20 protein-coding genes and 1 riboswitch are annotated in these 19,145 nt (G+C 69.4%); of the genes, 10 read left to right on the plus strand and 10 right to left on the minus strand.

Annotated features, from left to right (window positions below; translation table 11 throughout):
- Positions 1-10 precede the first annotated feature (10 nt).
- On the minus strand, positions 11-577 hold the full coding sequence (locus ACIQPR_RS12160; protein ID WP_403645849.1) for a dihydrofolate reductase family protein: 567 nt from the start codon (positions 575-577) through the stop codon (positions 11-13).
- Positions 578-799: 222 nt separating this feature from the next.
- Between ACIQPR_RS12160 and ACIQPR_RS12165 the strand changes: the two genes are divergently transcribed.
- Positions 800-2,185, plus strand: coding sequence for a serine hydrolase domain-containing protein (locus ACIQPR_RS12165; RefSeq protein WP_403645852.1), 1,386 nt, complete (start codon positions 800-802; stop codon positions 2,183-2,185).
- Between the two features lie 87 nt (positions 2,186-2,272).
- On the opposite strand, the gene ACIQPR_RS12170 is transcribed toward ACIQPR_RS12165, so the two are convergent.
- Positions 2,273-2,725 (minus strand): GNAT family N-acetyltransferase, encoded by a 453-nt coding sequence (locus ACIQPR_RS12170; protein WP_403645855.1) that lies wholly within the window; start codon positions 2,723-2,725, stop codon positions 2,273-2,275.
- 38 nt (positions 2,726-2,763) lie between these two features.
- On the minus strand, positions 2,764-3,222 hold the full coding sequence (locus ACIQPR_RS12175; protein WP_403645857.1) for a MarR family winged helix-turn-helix transcriptional regulator: 459 nt from the start codon (positions 3,220-3,222) through the stop codon (positions 2,764-2,766).
- A gap of 140 nt (positions 3,223-3,362) precedes the next feature.
- On the opposite strand from ACIQPR_RS12175, the gene ACIQPR_RS12180 reads away from it, so the two are divergent.
- Positions 3,363-4,571 carry an MFS transporter gene (locus tag ACIQPR_RS12180; protein WP_403645860.1) on the plus strand — a complete coding sequence of 403 codons (1,209 nt, stop codon included), beginning with the start codon at positions 3,363-3,365 and terminating at the stop codon, positions 4,569-4,571.
- 197 nt (positions 4,572-4,768) lie between these two features.
- Positions 4,769-5,191 carry a heme-binding protein gene (locus ACIQPR_RS12185; RefSeq protein WP_403645863.1) on the plus strand — a complete coding sequence of 141 codons (423 nt, stop codon included), beginning with the start codon at positions 4,769-4,771 and terminating at the stop codon, positions 5,189-5,191.
- 86 nt (positions 5,192-5,277) lie between these two features.
- Here the strand turns inward: ACIQPR_RS12185 and ACIQPR_RS12190 are convergent, their stop codons facing one another.
- On the minus strand, positions 5,278-6,153 hold the full coding sequence (locus tag ACIQPR_RS12190; RefSeq protein WP_403645866.1) for a GNAT family N-acetyltransferase: 876 nt from the start codon (positions 6,151-6,153) through the stop codon (positions 5,278-5,280).
- A 194-nt stretch (positions 6,154-6,347) separates the two neighbouring features.
- On the opposite strand from ACIQPR_RS12190, the gene ACIQPR_RS12195 reads away from it, so the two are divergent.
- Positions 6,348-6,983: an HAD family hydrolase gene (locus tag ACIQPR_RS12195; RefSeq protein WP_403645869.1), complete on the plus strand. Its 636-nt coding sequence runs from the start codon at positions 6,348-6,350 to the stop codon at positions 6,981-6,983.
- A 303-nt stretch (positions 6,984-7,286) separates the two neighbouring features.
- A complete protein-coding gene (locus ACIQPR_RS12200; RefSeq protein WP_403645872.1) occupies positions 7,287-9,062 on the plus strand; it encodes a globin domain-containing protein in 1,776 nt (591 codons plus the stop codon).
- Positions 9,063-9,095: 33 nt separating this feature from the next.
- Here the strand turns inward: ACIQPR_RS12200 and ACIQPR_RS12205 are convergent, their stop codons facing one another.
- From ACIQPR_RS12205 to ACIQPR_RS12225, 5 genes are all read right to left on the minus strand, one after another.
- Positions 9,096-9,578, minus strand: coding sequence for an NUDIX hydrolase (locus ACIQPR_RS12205; RefSeq protein WP_362976018.1), 483 nt, complete (start codon positions 9,576-9,578; stop codon positions 9,096-9,098).
- A gap of 111 nt (positions 9,579-9,689) precedes the next feature.
- Positions 9,690-10,613 (minus strand): LysR family transcriptional regulator, encoded by a 924-nt coding sequence (locus ACIQPR_RS12210; RefSeq protein WP_403645875.1) that lies wholly within the window; start codon positions 10,611-10,613, stop codon positions 9,690-9,692.
- Between the two features lie 228 nt (positions 10,614-10,841).
- Positions 10,842-11,999 (minus strand): cystathionine gamma-lyase, encoded by a 1,158-nt coding sequence (locus ACIQPR_RS12215; RefSeq protein WP_403645878.1) that lies wholly within the window; start codon positions 11,997-11,999, stop codon positions 10,842-10,844.
- A complete protein-coding gene (locus tag ACIQPR_RS12220; RefSeq protein ID WP_403645881.1) occupies positions 11,996-12,487 on the minus strand; it encodes a low molecular weight protein-tyrosine-phosphatase in 492 nt (163 codons plus the stop codon). The genes ACIQPR_RS12215 and ACIQPR_RS12220 overlap by 4 nt, the downstream gene beginning before the upstream one ends.
- A gap of 7 nt (positions 12,488-12,494) precedes the next feature.
- A complete protein-coding gene (locus ACIQPR_RS12225) occupies positions 12,495-12,872 on the minus strand; it encodes a phage holin family protein (protein ID WP_403645883.1) in 378 nt (125 codons plus the stop codon).
- 48 nt (positions 12,873-12,920) lie between these two features.
- On the opposite strand from ACIQPR_RS12225, the gene ACIQPR_RS12230 reads away from it, so the two are divergent.
- The 4 genes from ACIQPR_RS12230 (at position 12,921) to ACIQPR_RS12245 (ending at position 15,324) form a co-directional block, all read left to right on the plus strand.
- The gene (locus ACIQPR_RS12230) at positions 12,921-13,238 is read left to right on the plus strand and encodes a cupin domain-containing protein (RefSeq protein ID WP_019073397.1); all 318 of its coding nucleotides are present in this window, start codon (positions 12,921-12,923) and stop codon (positions 13,236-13,238) included.
- A gap of 196 nt (positions 13,239-13,434) precedes the next feature.
- The gene (locus ACIQPR_RS12235) at positions 13,435-13,647 is read left to right on the plus strand and encodes a DUF5326 family protein (RefSeq protein WP_403645886.1); all 213 of its coding nucleotides are present in this window, start codon (positions 13,435-13,437) and stop codon (positions 13,645-13,647) included.
- A 300-nt stretch (positions 13,648-13,947) separates the two neighbouring features.
- Complete coding sequence (locus tag ACIQPR_RS12240) at positions 13,948-14,787, plus strand: IclR family transcriptional regulator (RefSeq protein ID WP_403645889.1); 840 nt, start codon at positions 13,948-13,950, stop codon at positions 14,785-14,787.
- A 99-nt stretch (positions 14,788-14,886) separates the two neighbouring features.
- Positions 14,887-15,324: an SsgA family sporulation/cell division regulator gene (locus tag ACIQPR_RS12245; RefSeq protein ID WP_362976005.1), complete on the plus strand. Its 438-nt coding sequence runs from the start codon at positions 14,887-14,889 to the stop codon at positions 15,322-15,324.
- 211 nt (positions 15,325-15,535) lie between these two features.
- Here the strand turns inward: ACIQPR_RS12245 and ACIQPR_RS12250 are convergent, their stop codons facing one another.
- A complete protein-coding gene (locus ACIQPR_RS12250) occupies positions 15,536-17,044 on the minus strand; it encodes a YibE/F family protein (protein ID WP_403645892.1) in 1,509 nt (502 codons plus the stop codon).
- Positions 17,045-17,115: 71 nt separating this feature from the next.
- Positions 17,116-17,305: riboswitch (TPP riboswitch) on the plus strand.
- Between ACIQPR_RS12250 and thiC the strand changes: the two genes are divergently transcribed.
- Positions 17,298-19,136 (plus strand): phosphomethylpyrimidine synthase ThiC, encoded by a 1,839-nt coding sequence (thiC, locus tag ACIQPR_RS12255; protein ID WP_403645895.1) that lies wholly within the window; start codon positions 17,298-17,300, stop codon positions 19,134-19,136. (Overlaps the previous riboswitch by 8 nt.)
- The last annotated feature ends 9 nt before the right edge of the window (positions 19,137-19,145 follow it).

Consider the following 19,145-nt stretch of genomic DNA (forward strand, 5'->3'; position numbering starts at 1 on the left):
GTGATGCCGCTCAGCGCCTTGTCTCGTACCTGCTCAGGATCACGCCACCCGGAATCGTCCGCGTCTCCACGAGGTTCAGGTTCACCCAGTTGTCCAGCGCGGTGAAGAACGGTGTGCCGCCACCGATCAGGACCGGATGGGTGGCGATCACGTACTCGTCGATCAGCCCGGCGCGCATGGCCGCCCCGGCGAGGGTCGGGCCGCCGATGGTCATCGGGTCGCCGTCCTCGGCCTTGAGCCGGTTGATCTCGGCGATCGTGTCGCCCGTGAACAGGCGGGTGTTCCAGTCGACCTTGTCGATCGTCGAGGAGAACACCACTTTCGGTGTGTCCCGCCAGTTCCGCGCGAACGCGACATGCGCCGGGGTGGCGCCCGGCTGCTGGTCGCCGGTCGGCCAGTAGGAGCTCATCGTCTCCCACAGCTTGCGCCCGTACAGCGACAGACCACTCGCCTGCTCGTGGTCGAGCCACCACTGGAACAGCTCGTCGCTCGGCGGTCCGCTCCAGCCGATGTCGTCGCCGGCCGCGGCGACGTAGCCGTCCAGGGTCAGGTTCATGCCGTAGACCAGTTTCCGCATGCGCGGCCTTCCGTCCGTGGGTGTGCGGCTTACAGACCAGCGTGGCGCGGGAAACTCATCGGCGCGCGATCTGGATCCGGGCTCGCCGGCAGCCCTCGTGCTCGGGGTTCAGCGTGGTGCACCCGGTCGACAGGGGCAAGCGACGGGCGTGGCGGCCGACCCGGCGCCGTGTCCCGGGAAATGTGCTCGACGTACGGCCGCCCGGCCGGATGGACTGGGGGCATGACGAGATCTCAGGACGACTTGCTTCCCGGTACCCGCCGGGCGTTGCTGCATCGGATCGCCGTGGCCCAGGCCGACGGGCGGGCGCCGTCGTTGGTCGCGGCGGTGGTGCGGGACGGGCGGGCGGTGTGGCACGGCGCGCGGACCTCGGTGGACGGGCACGGGCCGGACGAGAACGTGCAGTACCGGATCGGCTCGATCACCAAGACCTTCACCGCGGTCCTGGTGCTGAGGCTGCGGGACGAAGGCGTCCTCGATCTCGGTGACCCCCTGGAGAAGCATCTGCCGGGCACCGGCGCGGGGGAGGCCACCATCGCCCAACTGCTGGCGCACACCAGCGGGTTGGCGGCCGAGTCACCCGCACCCTGGTGGGAGCGGACGCCGGGTTCCCTGCGGCCCGAACTCCGGGATGTGCTGGGCGAGCAGCCCCTGCTGCATCCGGTCGGCCGCCGCTTCCACTACTCGAATCCTGGTTATACGGTGCTGGGCGCGCTCGTCGAGGAGTTGCGCGGTGCGCCCTGGGAGGACGTACTCCGGCGGGAAGTGCTCGAACCCCTGGGGCTGAGTCGTACGAGTGGTCAGCCCCAGGCACCGCACGCGGGCGGTTGGGCGGTGCATCCCTGGGCCGACGCACTGCTGCCGGAACCCGCCGTGGACCTCGGTCTCATGGCCCCGGCCGGTCAACTCTGGTCCACCACCGGAGACTTGGCGCGGTTCGCCGTCTTTCTGGCCAACGGCGACGACCGCGTCCTGAGCGCGGAGTCCGTGCGGGAGATGCGGACCCCCGCCGCACCGGCCGAGGCGGCCGACCTCGTGGACGGCGCCGGTTACGGTCTCGGACTACAGGTGCAGCACCGCGACGGCCGACTGCTCATCGGCCACTCCGGATCGCTGCCCGGTTTCCTGGCAAACCTCAGCATCTGCCTTGAGGACGACGTCTCGGCGGTGGTGTTGGCCAACTGCACCTCCGGACCGCTGCTGTCCTCGGTGGGTGCCGACCTCATCCGTATCGTCGCGGAGGCCGAGCCGAGGATCCCAGAGCCGTGGCGCCCGCTGACCGAAGTCGACTCCGCCGCACTGGAGTTGGTCGGCCAGTGGTACTGGGGCACGCACGGTTTCGCTCTGCGGCTGACGATGGACGGAAAGGCCTCCCTGGAGCCGTTGGCGGGCAAGGGCCGCCGTTCACGTTTCCGGGACAACGGTGACGGCACCTGGACCGGTCTGGAGGGGTACTACGCCGGAGAGCTTCTACGGCCCGTACGGCGTCCTGACGGGTCCGTGAGCCACCTGGACCTCGGGTCGTTCGTCTTCACGCGTCAGCCGTACGACGAGAGCGGTTCTGTGCCGGGTGGAGTGGATCCGGAGGGATGGCGAGGGATCCGCTAGCCGGGATGGGCGGGGCGCCGTCGTGTTTCACGTGAAACACGACGGCGCCCTTCTTCAGATGACTCTCTCCTTCAGACGGCTCTCTCTTCAGAGGGGGAGCTTGAAGCCCACGTGCGAGGCCGTGAAGCCGAGCCGTTCGTAGAACCGGTGGGCGTCGGTGCGTGTGGCGTCGGAGGTCAACTGGACCAACTGGCAGCCTTGTCGGCGCGATTCGGCGATCGCCCACTCGATGAGCCGAGTGCCGAGGCCGCTGCCTCGTTCGTCCGCGTGGACCCGTACGGCCTCGATGACCGAGCGGGTGGCGCCTCTGCGGGACAGACCGGGAATGACCGTGAGCTGAAGGGTGCCGACGACCCGGCCCTCGCGCACGGCGACGACCAGGTGCTGGTGGGGATCGGCGGTCAGGCGTTCCAGCGCGGCCAGGTAGGGCGTCAGGTCGTCGGGTGACTCGCGCTGGGAGCCCAGGGGGTCGTCGGCGAGCATGCCGACGATGGCGGGGACGTCTTCGCTGATCGCGGCTCGAATCTCAAGATCTCCCATGCGCCCACCTTAGGCAGCGGCACGCGATGGGGGACGGGTCACGCGGGTGCGGGCATCGACTCCACGACGCGGACCAGCGGCGCCAGTTCGGGGTTTCCGGCCGCCGCGTCGAGCGCTTCGCGCAGGGCGGTGTCGTTCGTGGGCCGGGCCTCTTCGAGGAGGGCGAGGCCGGCCTCGGAGACGTTGGTGTAGATGCCGCGCCGGTCGGTCGGGCACAGGTAGCGCGCGAGCAGGCCGCGGTCCTCAAGACGGGTGACCAGCCGGGTCGTGGCGCTCTGGCTGAGGACGACCGCGTCGGCGACCTGGCGCATCTGTAGGTGACCTCCCTCGCCGTCGTGCTGTCGGCTCAGGACGTCGAGCAGGGAGTACTCCCGCATGCTCAGGTCGTGTTTGGCCTGTAGGGCGCGCTCGATGTGCGCCTCGATCCTCCCGTGCAGCAGAGAGAGGGCGCACCAGCCCTGGGCGAGGGCGGTGAGTGCGGGGTCTGTCGCTGTCATTGGCGTTTCCTCCGTCCCGGAGCGGCTGAACCCAGGATAGAGCACAGGCGAAATAGTCCGCGCTTGCATATAGCCCGCGTCTGCAAGTATTGTGAACGCACGCAAAGCGCTCCTGCAATCTTCTGGGAAGGTGCATCCCCATGCCTCTCGCGCTTCTGGCCCTCGCGATCGGGGCCTTCGGAATCGGGACGACCGAGTTCGTGATCATGGGCCTGCTGCCCCAGGTCGCGGGCGACTTCGGGGTCTCCATCCCCACCGCCGGCCTGCTGGTCACCGGCTACGCGCTGGGGGTGGTGATCGGCGCCCCGCTGATGACCGTGCTCGGCACCAAGATCCCCCGCAAGCGGATGCTGATGCTGCTGATGGGCCTGTTCGTCCTCGGCAACCTGCTCTCCGCCGTCGCCCCCACCTTCTCGGTGATGCTGATCGGCCGTGTGGTCGCCTCGCTCGCCCATGGCGCCTTCTTCGGCATCGGCTCGGTCGTCGCGGCCGAACTCGTCGCCCCGGACAAGAAGGCCGGAGCCATCGCGATGATGTTCACCGGGCTGACCGTCGCCAATGTCGTCGGCGTTCCGCTGGGCACCCTCGTCGGGCAGTCCCTCGGCTGGCGCTTCACCTTCGCCGTCGTCGCGGGCCTCGGCGTGATCGGCCTGGCCGGCATCGCCAAGCTCGTACCCGACCTGCCCAAGCCCGAGGGCGTACGACTGCGGCACGAACTGGCCGCGTTCAAGAACACCCAGGTCCTGCTCGCCATGGCGATGACCGTGCTCGGCTTCGGCGGCGTCTTCGCGGCCATCACCTACATCGCGCCGATGATGACCCATGTCGCGGGCTTCGCCGACGGCTCCGTCACCTGGCTCCTCGTCCTCTTCGGCCTCGGCATGGTCGGCGGCAACCTCGTCGGCGGCAAGTTCGCCGACCGCGCCCTGATGCCCATGCTCTACGTCTCGCTCGGCGCCCTGGCCGTCGTGCTCGCGCTCTTCACGGTCACCGCGCACAACAAGATCGCGGCAGCCGTCACCATCGCGCTCATCGGCGCCCTGGGCTTCGCCACGGTGCCGCCGCTCCAGAAGCGGGTCCTCGACCAGGCGCAGGGCGCCCCGACACTGGCCTCCGCGGTGAACATCGGCGCCTTCAACCTCGGCAACGCGCTGTCCGCCTGGCTCGGCGGGATCGTCATCGCGGCCGGACTCGGCTACACCGCCCCCAACTGGGTCGGCGCCGTTCTCGCCGCGGCGGCTCTGGTCCTGGCGATCCTCTCGGCGGCCCTGGAGCGCCGAACCGACGTCCACGGCACGGTCGTGACGGGCGGCCTGCCGAGCGAGCGGCGGACCGTCGCCCACCACTGACCTCGGCGGGCTGCGACAGCGAGGGAGCGGGCCATGACCGTCCCCGTGACGCCCGACCGCACTCGTCCGTCCAATCCGTCCGATCCATCCGATCCGTCCCTCCGCCCGATTCCTCTGTCCGGTCCGTCCTTCCGACACCACCGACAGCAACACCCGTAAGTCACCACAGACAGCAACACCCGCAAGGAGAAACCCCGATGAGCACCACCACAGCCCTAGCCCCGCTGACCATCCAGGACGCGGAAACGCTCGTCGACCGAGCCCGTCGTGCAGCGGAGGCCGCCGGAGTCACGGTCAGCGTCACCGTGCTGGACGCGGGCGGTCATCTGCTCGCCTTCCGGCGTGACGACCGGGCCGTGCTGATCTCCGGGGAGACCAGCACCCGCAAGGCCTACACAGCGCTTCAACTGGACGCGGCCACCGCCGACCTGGTCGACGCCGTCCAGCCCGGAGGCCTCTTCCACACCCTGCCGACCGCGCTCGACCGACCGCTGCTGTTCATCGCCGGCGGTGTCCCGGTGCACCGCGACGGACGGCTCGTCGGAGCGATCGGGGTCGGTGGCGGCGCGCCGGCACAGGACCACGGTTTTGCGCAGGCCGCCCTGGAGGCACTCGTTTGATGTCTGAAGACGTCGACGTCTGAAGACGGCTGAAACGCCGGTTCCCGATCGTGTCGGGGACCGGCGTCTTCTGTGCCCGGGCAGTGTCAGCCGGCGGCGACCGTGAGAGGCGCGAACCGCCGTGTCCAGTCGCCGGGCAGCTCCGCGATCCCGTAGGTCATGACGGAGTTGGAAGCGCGGTGCTCCAGGCCACGTTCCTTCGCCCAGGACAGCAGGTCTTCGTGGCGTACGTCGATGTCGGTGCGCAGGGGGCGGTCGGTGCGGGCGGCGAGCGAGGCGAGGAGCGACTTGGCCGTCTCCGTGTCCTGTGCGATCAGCGGTCCCACGACGTGTGTGTCCATGTTGGGCCAGGCCGCCGCGTAACCGATGATCCGGCCGTTGTCCTGCGCCACCCGCAACTGGTCGGCGAACGCGGGCAGGCGGGTGATGAGGGGCGTGCGATCGGTGCCGAACACTTCCTCGTCGAGCCGGAGGATGCCGGTGAGGTCCTCGGCCGTGGCCGCGCGGGTGGCGATCCGGGACTCTGAGGCGTCAGGTCCAGCAGGCGTGAAACGGCCGCGCAGTGTCTCGGCTCGACCGGTCGCCTTGAAGCCGAGCTCCTCGTAGAGCGGACGGCCGTTCGGCGTCGCGTGCAGGGTCAGTGGCGTGGGGCTCAGCACGGACAGCACATGGCGCATCAGCCGGCGTCCCACGCCCTGGCGGGCATGGCGTTCGGCGACCAGGACCATGCCGATGGTGCCCAGATCCGGGCGGTCCTGCGGGCCGTACTCCGTGACGACGCACGCGGCGACGAGGCCGCCCTCCGGGCTGTCGATGCCGTACCCCGTGCCGGCGCTGAGGAGGAAGCCCCACTTGTGTTCCTCGCGTGGCCACCCCCGGTCCTCGGAGAGGTCGGCGCAGGCGGTGCGATCGCGGAGCGTCAGCCGGCGGATGGGCAGAGCGGCGAGGGAGTGAGTCGGCACGCAGGTCAGGCTGTCTGACTGCGTTGTCGGCGTCCACCCGTTTCCAAGGAGACGTACTTGCTTTTGGCCATGTCATGGCGGACTGCCCAACACCTCGGTAGAAGCCGGATGTTTCACGTGAAACACCGGCGAACGGCGACTATCCGCCACGCTCTTGAAGGGCACCACAGGTCCGCCCACTAACCTCGTGGCCCATGGCGAGACTTCATCTCTTCGACCTCGACGGCACTCTGATGCACGGGAGCAGCGCACCCCTGGAGATCTCACGTCAGCTCGGTCTGGAAGCCGAGACGGTCGCACTGGAACAGGAGATCTCGGCCGGGCTGATCGGACCACCGGAGTATGCGAGCCGCGTGTACGCACTGTGGGCGAATCTCACAGAGGCGCATGTGGCGGCTGCCTTCGAAGGGGCCCCTTGGCTGGCGCGGATCCGCGAGGTCTGGGCCGAGATCAGGAACGCCGGAGAGTACTGCGCCGTCGTATCGCTCTCGCCGTCCTTCTTCGTGGAACGGCTCACGGGCTGGGGTGCGCACGCCGCGCACGGCTCGCTCTTCCCGGCCGTGCCCTTCACCGAACCCTCCATGGACCTGGCCGGAGTCCTCAACGCAGCCGCCAAAGTGGTGATCGCGGATCGGCTGTGTGAGGAGTTCGGGGTGACGAGGGCGGATTGTGTCGCCTATGGCGACTCGACGTCGGACAAGGATCTGTTCGCTGTCGTGCCCGTCTCTGTCGCGGTGAACGCCGATCGGCGTCTGGCGGCCCTCGCCACCCACTCCTATGCCGGACGGGACCTGTGGGACGCCTACGAATTGGTGCGCGGCGTCCGGTAGTTGAGGGAATCGGCGGTTCGGCACCGAGCCCGTTCGCGGGGGAGCGAGGCGGGACTTGTGCCCGCACGGCGGCCCGGTATGGTCGACTCCGGTTCTGATCCGCAACCGGGTCCTGCGGGAGAGTACTGCGGGCAATGTCACACTCTCGCCTTACTTATCCGTAAGCAGTGGGAATGTGGGTTGGATGGCCGTATCGGCCGCTTGAGCGAACGGGGAAAAGCAAGCAGTCCGCGCGGAAAGCAGGCAGCTTCCGATGGGGGAAGCACGCCGACCGACCGAGAGATGTTCGAGGCGAGGCACACCATGGACGCTCCGACCACCACGTCGGCCGACAACGGCCCGTCCGGCGGCGGAAGCGGCAGCGCCGGAAGCGGCTGGTTCACACCGCGCAAGCATCCGGAGGTGGCTCCGGGCGAGGAGCGGGAGACCGCGGCGGGACGGCGTCCGGCCGTGATGCGACCGGTCCGCAGGCCCGTGACGGGTGCCAACGAGCGCCCGCCCGAGGTGAGTTCGGAGTCGGCCGGGCAGAGGGCCGAAGGCGCCCCCGCGGAGCCGGACGGCCACGACGCGCAGCGAAGCGTCCCGCCCGGCCAGGAGCGAATACCGCCGACCGCGAGCGCGCCACAGCCCTCCACCCCGGTCCAGCCTCCGGCCGCCGCACCTCCGCAGCCCTTCGTTCCCGCTCAGGCCTCGTCCACGGCGCCTCCACCGTTCTCCACCCCTGCTCAGACCTCGCCGCCCCTGTCACCCGCCACGCAGGCCCGGGCTCCACTCTCCACATCAGCGTCACCGGCCACGGATGCCCACGCCACGTCTCCCGCCGCACCCCCGCCACTGCTCACTCCCGCTCAGGCCCCGCCTCCCGCGCAGTGGTCGGCCGCACCCGCCCCGTCACGCGCCGCGCAGGACACGGCCGTCGTGCGGGTACCGGTCCAGCGTTCTTCCGGCACCGTCACCGAGAACGCCTCCCCGGACGCCGTACTCATCCGCCGGACCATGGCCGAAGTCGCCCCGGTGGCCGACAAGGTGACCTCGTACTTCTACGCGCTGCTCTTCGTACGCCACCCCGAGTTGCGGTCGCTGTTCCCGGCGGCGATGGACAGCCAGCGCGACCGACTGCTCAAGGCGCTGCTCACCGCGGCCGAGCACATCGACAACACCGAGATCCTCGTCGCGTATCTGCAGAACCTCGGCCGCGGGCACCGTAAGTACGGCACTCGGGCCGAGCACTACCCGGCTGTGGGCGAGTGCCTCATCGGTGCGCTGAACAAGTACGCCTCCGGTGTCTGGGACGCCGAGACGGAGGCGGCCTGGGTCCGGGCGTACACGACGATCTCGCAGGTCATGATCGACGCCGCAGCCGCGGACGAACTGCGTGCCCCGGCCTGGTGGCACGCGGAGGTCGTCGCCCACGACCTCAGGACCCGGGACATCGCGGTCGTCACCGTCCGTCCCGACCAGCCCTACCCCTTCCTCGCCGGGCAGTACACGAGCCTGGAGACGCCCTGGTGGCCGCGGATCTGGCGGCACTACTCCTTCGCCTCGGCGCCCCGCTCGGACGGACTGCTGACCTTCCATGTGAAGGCCGTCCCGGCGGGCTGGGTCTCGAACGCCCTGGTGCACCGGGCCCGGCCGGGTGACGTCATCCGGCTGGGTCCGCCGGGCGGCTCGATGACCGTGGACCACAGGACCGACAGCGGGCTGCTCTGCCTGGGCGGTGGCACCGGCATAGCGCCGATCAAGGCACTGGTCGAGGACGTCGCCGAGCACGGCGAACGGCGACCGGTGGAGGTGTTCTACGGGGCCCGCACCGAGCACGATCTCTATGACATCGACACGATGCTTCGGCTCCAGCAGTCGCATCCGTGGCTCACGGTTCGGACGGTCGTCGACCAGCAGGCGCATCTCCAACTCCCGGACGCCATACGGACGTACGGGCCGTGGGGCGGGTACGACGCGTATGTCTCGGGTCCGCCCGGGATGATCCGCAGCGGTGTCGACGCGCTGAAGGACGTGGGTTTCCCGGCGGATCGCATACGGCACGACTCGGTCGAGGAGCTGGTGGCCGCCGGGGACTGATCCGGTGCCGGGGATTCAGCCCAGGTCGTGGACTCAGCCGAGGTCGGGAGCGTGCATCGCGCGGACCCCTTCGATGTTGCCGTCCAGATAGTGCCGCAGGGACAGGGGCACGAGATGGACGGACGCGATGCCGACCCGGGTGAACGGGACTCTGACGATCTCGTACTCGCCGAGGGGATCGTCCACTTCGGGGCCGTGGCGCAGCGCCGGGTCCATGGACTCCAGGTGGCAGACGAAGAAGTGCTGGACCTTCACACCGGTCGCCGTGGCGTTCGCGCCGATGTGCTCGACGGTGTCCACGAAGCAGGGGACCACATCGGTGATCTTGGCGCCGAGTTCCTCGTGCACCTCGCGGTGCAGGGCGTCGACGACGGTGGTGTCCTCCGGTTCGACCCCGCCACCGGGCGTGACCCAGTAGGGATCCACACCGGGCTTGGTGCGCTTGATCAGGATCAGGTCGTCGCCGTCGAGGAGAACGGCACGTGCGGTGCGCTTGACCACGGGTCGGACGGTCATGGGAGAAATGTGGCCCGGCTGGTTCCACGTGAAACATCGCGAAACGTCACCTTGACGGTTCAGAGCGTGACTTTTGCCGACGCCGATACCGAGCGGCGACAAAGTGCCTGGTCAGCTCCATGTCGTGGCCGCGCGGTGCAGCCACTCGTAGGCCCGGGCGATGTGAGGCATCGCGAGCGTTCCGGTGCGCACGACCAGGAAATAGGTGCGCAGCGGTGGCACCGCCGGTTCGTGGAGCGCGACGACCTCGCCGCGCTCCAGCGCGGGGGCGCACAGATAGCGGGGCAGCACCGCGAGTCCGGCGCCCGCGGTCGCGCAGGCGAGGACCGCGCGCAGGTCCGGCACGATGACAGTGCCCGAGGCGGCCGGACGGGAGTCGAAGACGGACGCCCAGTACCGGGACACGAAGGGCAGCGACTCGTGGACCTCGACCACGGGGAGGTCGTCCAGGGCCGGCGCGTCCTTGCGCTCGGCCTTCTCGGAGCTGGTGCCCGCGTCGGAGCGGAGTTGCTCGGCCCGGTGCGGAGCGGCGACGAGGACGTGCTCCTCGTCGCAGAGGGTTGTCGCCGTGAGCAGGGCACCTCGTGGACGGGCTGTGCTGATGGCCAGATCATGATGTCCCGCGGCCAGCCCCTCCAAGGTTTCCTCGGCGTTCCCGAAGGACGCGCGCAGCGCGAAGGACTGGCCGTCGTCACCGGTCAGCTCCGTGAGCGCGGGCAACGCCCGCTCGGCGGTGAACTCCGGCGGTCCGGCGAGATGCAGCGTGCGCAGCGAGGCGTCGTGGTCGGGGCCGGTCTCGGCGATCTCCACCAGGGCGTCGAGATGCGGCGCGGCCTTGTGCGCGAGTTCGTCGCCCATGGTCGTGGGGGTGACGCCACGGGCCTGACGCAGGAACAGAGGGCGGCCCAACTGCCGTTCCAGGGTGCGGATCTGGGACGTCACTGCGGGCTGGGAGAGGCCGAGCAGGGCTGCGGCGCGGGTGAAGGAGCCGGCCCGGTGCACGGTCACGAAGGTGCGCAGCAAGGCCAGATCCATGGCACGCACGCTCCTTTCCCCACCCCTCTCCGGCCCCTGGGCAGGGTTCAACTATAAATAAGTCGATAGGTCTCTGTCGTTACTGTGATTGGACACTGACACAGAGTCAACTAGCCTTGTGCGCGCGGTTCTTCGCGCGCAGAACCGAGGACGGTCCGAGCCACGAGGGGGGAGGCTCGGACCGTCCGTTGTGCACGGCCGGACACCGGCCGGTGGCGCGTAAGGCGGTCACCGCGCCGACTCGTCCAGCGCGCGCAGCACATCGGCCACCAGGTCCTCGGGGTCTTCGGCGCCCACCGAGAAGCGAACGAAGCCCTCCGGTACCGCGTCCCCTCCCCAGCGTCCCCGGCGTTCGGCGGTGGACCGCACCCCGCCGAAACTCGTCGCGTCGTCCACGAGCCGCAGCGCGTCGAGAAAACGGTCGGCACGCGCGCGCGTGGGCAACGTGAACGAAACCACACACCCGTAGCGCCGCATTTGCCGCGAGGCGACCTTGTGCGAGGGATCGTCGGGCAGCCCCGGATACCGCAGATCCGTCACCTCGTCCCGGCCGCGCAGGGCCTCGGCGAGGAGCAGCGCGGTGGTGTCCTGCCGGTCCACCCGGAGCTGGAGGGTGGCGATCGAGCGGTGCGCGAGCCAGGCCTCCATGGGCCCCGGAATCGCCCCCACGACCTTGCGCCAACGGCGTACGGCGGCCATCGCGGTGGCGTCGGTTCCGGCGACGTAGCCCAGGAGGAGGTCCCCGTGCCCGGTGAGCTGCTTCGTGCCGCTCGCCACGGCGAAGTCCGCGCCGAGCTCCAGCGGACGCTGTCCCAGGGGTGTGGCGAGGGTGTTGTCGACCGCCACGAGAGCGCCACGCGCGTGTGCCGCCTCGACCAGCCGGCGGATGTCGCACACGTCGAGTCCGGGGTTCGACGGGGTTTCGATCCACAGCAGTCTCGCGCCGTCGAGCAGGTCGAGCTGGGCGTCCCCGCCGGTCGGCGCGGTGCGCACCTCGATGCCGAACGCCTCCAGTTGGGCGCGCGCCAGGGGCAGTGCCTGGTAGCCGTCGTTCGGCAGTACGACCGTGTCGCCGGCGCGCAGCTGGGAGAAGAGCACCGAGGAGATGGCGGCCATGCCGGAGGCGAACACGAGCGTCTCCACGCCGTCCCGCCCGGGCGCCTCCAGCTCGCCGATGGCGCGCTCCAGGTGGGTCCAGGTCGGGTTGTCGTCGCGGCCGTAGCTGTACGGGCCCGTCACCTCGCCCGGGAGATGGAAGTGCGCGGCGAACACCGGCCCGGGGAGGGTCGGCTCGTACTTGACCGGCTCCGGCAGACCGGCCCGCACCGCGCGCGTGCCGTCCCCGGTGGTGTCCACGATCCCTCCGTCCGCAGCGGAATCACTCATATCGCTCGTCCCTCCACTTCCTCGCGTACCGCGGCGAGCAGGCCTTCACTCGCCGCCTCCACCATCTCAAGACACTCCTCGAAGCCGTCCAGAGCCCCGTAGTACGGGTCCGGTACGTCGAGGTCGTCGCCGGCCGCGGGGTCGTAGGAGCGGAGCAGCCGGACCTTCTCGGCGTCCTGCTCGGTGGGGGCGAGGTGGCGCAGGGTCTTGCGGTGGCCGGAGTCGAGGGCGACGACCAGGTCGAGGCGGGCGAACCCGGAGGCTTGGAACTGGCGTGCGACATGGTTGGTGTCGTAGCCGTGCTCCGCGAGGACGGCGACGGCGCGCGGGTCGGCGCCGTCGCCCTCGTGCCAGCCGCCGGTGCCCGCGCTCTCGACCTCGATCCGATCGCCGAGCCCGGCCTCCTCCACCCGCGCGCGGAAGACCGATTCGGCGATCGGGGAGCGGCAGATGTTGCCGGTGCAGACGAAGCTGACGCGATAGGTCATCGCGCGCTCAGTCCCCGTCGGGCAGGGCGAGGTTGAGCGCCCAGGAGACCACCGAGATGATCAGGCCGCCCAGGACGGCGGTCCAGAAGCCGTCGACGTGGAAACTCAGGTCGAGCTTGTCGGCCAGCCACGAGGTGAGCAGCAGCATCAGCGCGTTGACCACCAGGGTGATTAGACCGAGCGTCAGGATGAACAGTGGGAAGGTCAGTACCTTGACGATCGGCTTGACCAGGAAGTTCACCAGGCCGAAGACCAGGGCGACCAGGATCAGGGTCCAGACCTTCTTGAAGGTGCTGTCCCCGGTCAGGGTGATCTTGTCGAGGAGCCATACGGCGACCCCGAGGGCACCCGCGTTGGCGATCGTCTTGACTAGGAAATTCTTCATGTGTCTGATCGTGACAGAAGAGATCGAATCCGAGCGTGGACGAGGGCGATGAAGGCATTCCGGTTGGATGAACTGGAGGCGGAGCGTGCCGCCAACGACGGGGCATACCTCCAGTTCCTGCGCGAGAAGAACATGTCGGTCGGCCTCTACGCGCTCGACGCGGGCGACCACGACCGGCAGCAGCCGCACAACCAGGACGAGGTGTACTTCGTCGTGAGCGGCCGTGCCGCGATCACCGTCGGCATGGAGACCACCCAGGTGGCGCGCGGCAGCGTGGTCTATGTGCCGGCCGGGGTGGCCCACAAGTTCCATCACATCAGCGAGGACCTGCGGGTGCTCGTTGTGTTCTCCCCGCCGGAGGCCTGACTCTCCACCGCAAGCCCGATCCCGGTCTCAGGGTTCCCTAGGGGAACGGTCAGGGGAGGACAAGGGATCCGGGGCCCCCGTTCCGCCTCCGGCCGCCCTAGCATCGGGTGCAGGACATCAGAGGTCCGGCACGACAGCGCCGGACACCGACAGGACCCGGTACGAACGACGGGCGGAGAGGTAAAGGACGAGGGCGATGCGAGAGATCTTCGGCGGACTGCCGTGGTGGGTCAAGTGGGTCGCGGTGCCGGTCATCGCCCTGGTCGTGTTCGGCGGGCTCATAACCGCCGTCCTGACCATTGTCATCGGACTGCTCTTCAAGGCGCTGGTCTTCGTGGCGCTGGTCGGCGGACTGATCTACGTCGTGCGGAAGTTCACGTCGAGTTCCTCCTCACGCGGCGACTGGTGAGGCCCCTGCCGGGCAACCGGTGATCGGTAACAGGAATCACCGGTTCCCTCGGGCGGGGGAAGTTTTCCGGACAGGCCGTCTGCGGGCGGTGGTGGGCGGTTACAGTCCGGAACTCGCCGCGGGGACGAACCCCGCGGGCGGCGCACCCCCTCCCCGTGTTCCCCGCACGGGCTGCCCCCGCTCCGGAAGTGACCCTTGGCCACGGTTGACACCGCCCCCGTAGAACCGCACGCGCCTTCCGCCCGGCCCGTCCCGCCGACATGGCCGAGATCGGTGGCGATCCCCGCGCAACTGCGGCCCGTGGCGACCCCGCCGCGACAGCGCTCCGCGACGGCTCCCGAGCCCTCGCCCCAGCCTCCGCCCCAGTCCTCGACCCAGCCCTCGCACCAGGCCGCCGCCACCCTCATCGGCTCCGTCCAGCGGGCGATGCGGCTGCTGGAGTCCGTCGCCGCGCACGAACACGGCGCCCCCGCGAAGCAGTTGGCCCGCGAGACCGGCCTCGCGCTTCCCACGGCCTACCACCTGCTGCGCACCCTCGTGCACGAGGGCTATCTCCGCCGCGACAAAGGGCTGTTCTTCCTCGGCGAGGCGGCCGAGAGGCTGAGCAGCAGCGGAGCGCAGGAGAAACGTCGCAGCACGCTCGTGGACGCGCTGGCCGCCTGGCGGGATTCGATCGGTGTCCCGGTCTACTACGCGATGTACCGCGACGGCGAGATCGAGGTCATGTGCGTCGCCGACACCCCGGCCAACCCGGCGGTCGAGGAGTGGGCCGACTTCCGTGAGACGGGGCACGCGCACGCGATCGGCCAGTGTCTGCTGGCCCAGGTGGACGAGGAGGCCCGGCGCGACCACCTCGACCGCTACCCCGCGCGCTCGCTCACGCCGTACACCGTGCGGGACGGGCACTCCCTCCTGCGGCGCCTCGATCGGATGAGGCGGATGGAGCTGGTGGTGGAGCGTCAGGAGTACGCGCTGGGCACGGTCTGCGCGGCGATTCCGATCACGCTCGGCAGTACGGCAGCCACGATGGCCATTTCTCTCCCCTCGCACCAGGCCGACCGACTGCTGGCCGCCGCCCGGCAGTTGCAGACCGAGGTCGGCAGGCTGCTGGGGTCGCTCGCGCTCTCTATCAGTATCTGAAAAATTACTCCTTGTGATCTGTTGTGTACGTTCAGCAATATTCCTTCAGTGTCACGGGGATCATTCCCGGCCAGTCGGCGGCAATTGACGGGATAGGCGATGCGCGAGTCCGTACAGGCAGAGGTCATGATGAGCTTCCTCGTCTCCGAGGAGCTCTCCTTCCGTATCCCGGTCGAACTGGGCTACGAGGCGTGCGATCCGTACGCCGTGCGGCTGACCTTCCATTTGCCGGGGGATGCCCCGGTGACCTGGGCTTTCGGCCGGGAGCTGCTGATCGACGGGGTGGGCCGGGCGTCCGGGGACGGTGATGTCCGGATCGAGCCCGTCGACCCCGAGACGCTGGGCGAAGTACTGATCAGGCTTCAGGTGGGCGGCGACCAGGCGCTGTTCCGGACCGGCGCGGCCCCGCTCGTGGCCTTCCTCGACCGCACCGACCGGCTGGTTCCGCTCGGTCAGGAGGGCGCGCTCGCGGATTTCGACGCCCACCTCGACGAGGCACTGGACCGCATTCTGGCGGAGGAGCAGAGCGCGGGCTGACGTGCTGCCATGGCGGCGGGGGGAGTTGGCGTAACGCTTCGCCAACGGCCCGGAACCGCGGGCGGCGTCTGGGGAGCCCCTGACCCCGAGGCGCCCCGAGGTCCTCTCTCAGATGCTCTGAGGCATCCCGAGGTGCTCTCTGAGGTACTCCGGGCGTCCCGAGGTCGCAGGAACGCTTCTGCGGGGCCCTGGGCGGCCGTTCTCGCCGTCCTCAGTGCTTGCGGCGCCGGCCCTTCCCGCCGCGCGCCGGTGCGGGCTTCGCGGTCGGCGCCGACGCGGGGCCGGCACCGGGCCCCGCCGTGGCCGCCCCGGCGACACCCGCCGGTACCGGGTCGCTGCCGGGGCGGTCCGCCGAGACGACGAGGGCGGCGAGCGCCGTGGTGACCGGAACCGAGGCGACCAGGCCGATCGAACCCACCAGCGTGCGCACGATCTCCTCGGCGACCAACTCGCTGTTGGCGACCGACCCCACGCTGCTCTGGGCGATGGAGAAGAGCAGCAGCAGCGGCAGGGCGGCGCCCGCGTAGGCGAGGACGAGCGTGTTGACGACCGAGGCGATGTGGTCGCGGCCGATGCGGATACCGGCGCGGTACAGCCCGCGCCAGCCCATCGACGGATTGGCCTCGTGCAGTTCCCACACGGCCGACGTCTGCGTGACCGTCACATCGTCGAGCACACCGAGCGAACCGATGATGACTCCGGCGAGCAGCAGGCCGCTCATGTCGATCGACGGATACAGCCCGTGGATCAGGCCCGTGTTGTCGTCCGTGTTGCCGGTCAGCGCGGCCCAGCCGATGAACACCGAGCCCAGGACGCCGATCAGCACCAGCGACATCAGCGTGCCGAGCACCGCCACGGATGTACGGGCCGACAGCCCGTGGCACATGTAGAGGGCGATCAGCATGATGGCGCTGGACCCGACCACCGCCACGATCAGCGGGTTCGAGCCGTGCAGGATCGCGGGCAGGATGAAGAAGTTGAGGATCATGAAGCTGATGGCCAGCGCGATCAGTGCCATGACACCGCGCAGTCGGCCCACCACCACGACGGCCAGCGCGAAGATCGCGGCGAGCAGCGCCATCGGGAACTTCCGGTTCACATCGGTGACCGAGTACTGCAGATCCCGGGGCGCGGAGGGCTCGTAGGCGACCACGACCTTCTCGCCCTGGTGCAACTGCCGAGACTGGTCGGGCTGCACGATCTCCGTGAACGTACGGCCCTTGTCCTTGCCCGTGCTGACCGTGACCGTGGCCTTCTTGCAGGTGCCGCCCGCCTCCTGCTGCGCCGAGGAGCCCTCGGCCGTGGAGGTGTCGCCGGTCGCGCCCCCGCCCGAGGCGTTCACCGAGGCGCAGCTCACGCTCACGACCTTGGTGACCGTCGCCTGCTGCGTCTGCCGGTCGAAGCCGACCCCGGTGCGCTTGTGCGACGGGGCGCCGCCGGGCCACAGCACCACCATGCCGACCACGACCGCCACCGTGAACGGGATCAGGATCGCCGCGATGACCTTCCGGAGGTGACGGGAGACGGGCGCGGCCGGCCCGTGACTGTGTGAGTGACCGTGTCCGCCGCCCGCACCGGAGCCGTGCCCGCCGTCCCCGTGGGAGCCGTGGTCGTCCCCGGACCCCGACCCGGAGCCGTGGTCGCCTCCCGAACCATGGCCGTGGTCGTGGCCATGCGGCGGCCCGGTCGGCGGGTACGGGGGCTGCTGTGTCGTGGTCACCGCCCGATCATCGCAAGAACGCCGGGGGCCCACTGTTCACCGCGCCACTTATGGCGCTAGCGTGGAGTCACCTTTGCACACGCGGGAGCTCGGAGCACCGGGCTGAGAGGGCGCTGACCTTCGTCTCTGCGATGTTTCACGGGAAACGTCACCTGAATCGAGTGATGTTTCACATGAAACATCGGCTGACGGAAGCCGCTGCGTCGACCGCCGAACCTGTTACCGGGTAATGCCGGCGTAGGGAGTAGGTCTCATGACCAACAAGGACGTACGCACGCCTGCCTCCAGCCAGGACGAACAGCCCATTCCGGGCGAGGAGTTCGCGCGGGCCGAGCAGCCGACGGGGGTTGAGGAGTCCCCCGCGGCCGGGGAGTCCATCGGCTGGCACAAGGGGTATGTCGAGGGCTCGCGCCCCGATCTGCGGGTGCCGGTCCGTCAGGTGCACCTCACCAATGGGCAGTCGGTGACGCTGTACGACACCTCGGGCCCGTACACCGATCCGCTCGTCGACACCGACGTCCGCAGGGGGCTGGCGCCGCTGCGGGAGAACTGGATCATCGCCCGGGGTGACACCGAGGAGTACGCGGGCCGCCCCGTCCGTCCCGAGGACGACGGAATCAAGCACACGTCACCGCGCGGTGGACTCCGCAACCTGGACGCCGTGTTCCCGGGCCGCCCGCGCCAGCCGCGCCGAGGCCGTGAGGGTACGGCGGTGACCCAACTCGCCTACGCGCGACGGGGCGAGATCACGCCCGAGATGGAGTTCGTGGCGGTACGGGAGAAGGTGGCGCCCGAAGTGGTCCGCGAGGAGATCGCGGCCGGGCGGGCGGTACTGCCGGCCAACGTCAACCACCCCGAGATCGAGCCGATGATCATCGGCAAGCGGTTCCTGGTGAAGGTCAACGCCAACATCGGCAATTCCGCGGTCACTTCCTCCATCGAGGAGGAGGTCGAGAAGATGACGTGGGCGACCCGCTGGGGCGCCGACACGGTCATGGACCTGTCCACCGGCCGCAACATCCACACCACCCGCGAGTGGGTGCTGCGCAACTCCCCCGTCCCCATCGGCACGGTGCCGCTCTACCAGGCGCTCGAAAAGGTCGACGGCCGCGCCGAGGAGCTGACCTGGGAGATCTACAAGGACACGGTCGTCGAACAGGCCGAACAGGGCGTGGACTACATGACCGTCCACGCGGGCGTGCGGCTGCCGTTCGTACCGCTGACGGCGAACCGCAAGACCGGCATCGTCTCGCGCGGCGGCTCGATCATGGCGGCCTGGTGCCTGGCCCACCACAAGGAATCGTTCCTCTACGAGAACTTCGAGGAACTCTGCGAGATCCTCGCCGCCTACGACGTCACGTACTCGCTGGGCGACGGTCTGCGGCCGGGGTCGATCGCGGACGCCAACGACGAAGCGCAGTTCGCGGAGTTGCGCACGCTCGGGGAACTCAACACGATCGCCAAGCGTTTCAACGTACAGACCATGATCGAAGGCCCGGGACATGTCCCGATGCACAAGATCAAGGAGAACATCGACCTTCAGCAGGAGATCTGTGATGAAGCTCCGTTCTATACGCTCGGCCCGCTGACGACGGACGTCGCGCCTGCGTACGACCACATCACTTCTGGCATCGGTGCCGCGATGATCGCCTGGTGGGGCACGGCCATGCTCTGCTATGTCACGCCCAAGGAGCACTTGGGCCTGCCCAATCGTGACGACGTCAAGACCGGCGTCATCACCTACAAGATCGCCGCCCACGCAGCCGACCTCGCCAAGGGGCACCCAGGTGCACAGGAGTGGGACGACGCGCTGTCCGACGCCCGCTTCGAGTTCCGCTGGGAGGACCAGTTCAACCTGGCCCTCGACCCGGTCACGGCACGGGAGTTCCACGACGAGACCCTCCCGGCCGAACCGGCCAAGACGGCCCACTTCTGCTCGATGTGCGGGCCGAAGTTCTGCTCGATGAAGATCTCCCAGGACATCCGCCGCGAACACGGCGGTACCAAGGCCGAGGTCGAAGAGGGCATGGCGCGGAAGTCGAAGGAGTTCGCGGCAGCGGGCAACCGGGTCTATCTGCCGATCGCCGACTGAGGGCCGCCC

The sequence above is a fragment of the Streptomyces sp. NPDC091280 genome (genome assembly GCF_044768565.1).
Lineage (GTDB): Bacteria > Actinomycetota > Actinomycetes > Streptomycetales > Streptomycetaceae > Streptomyces.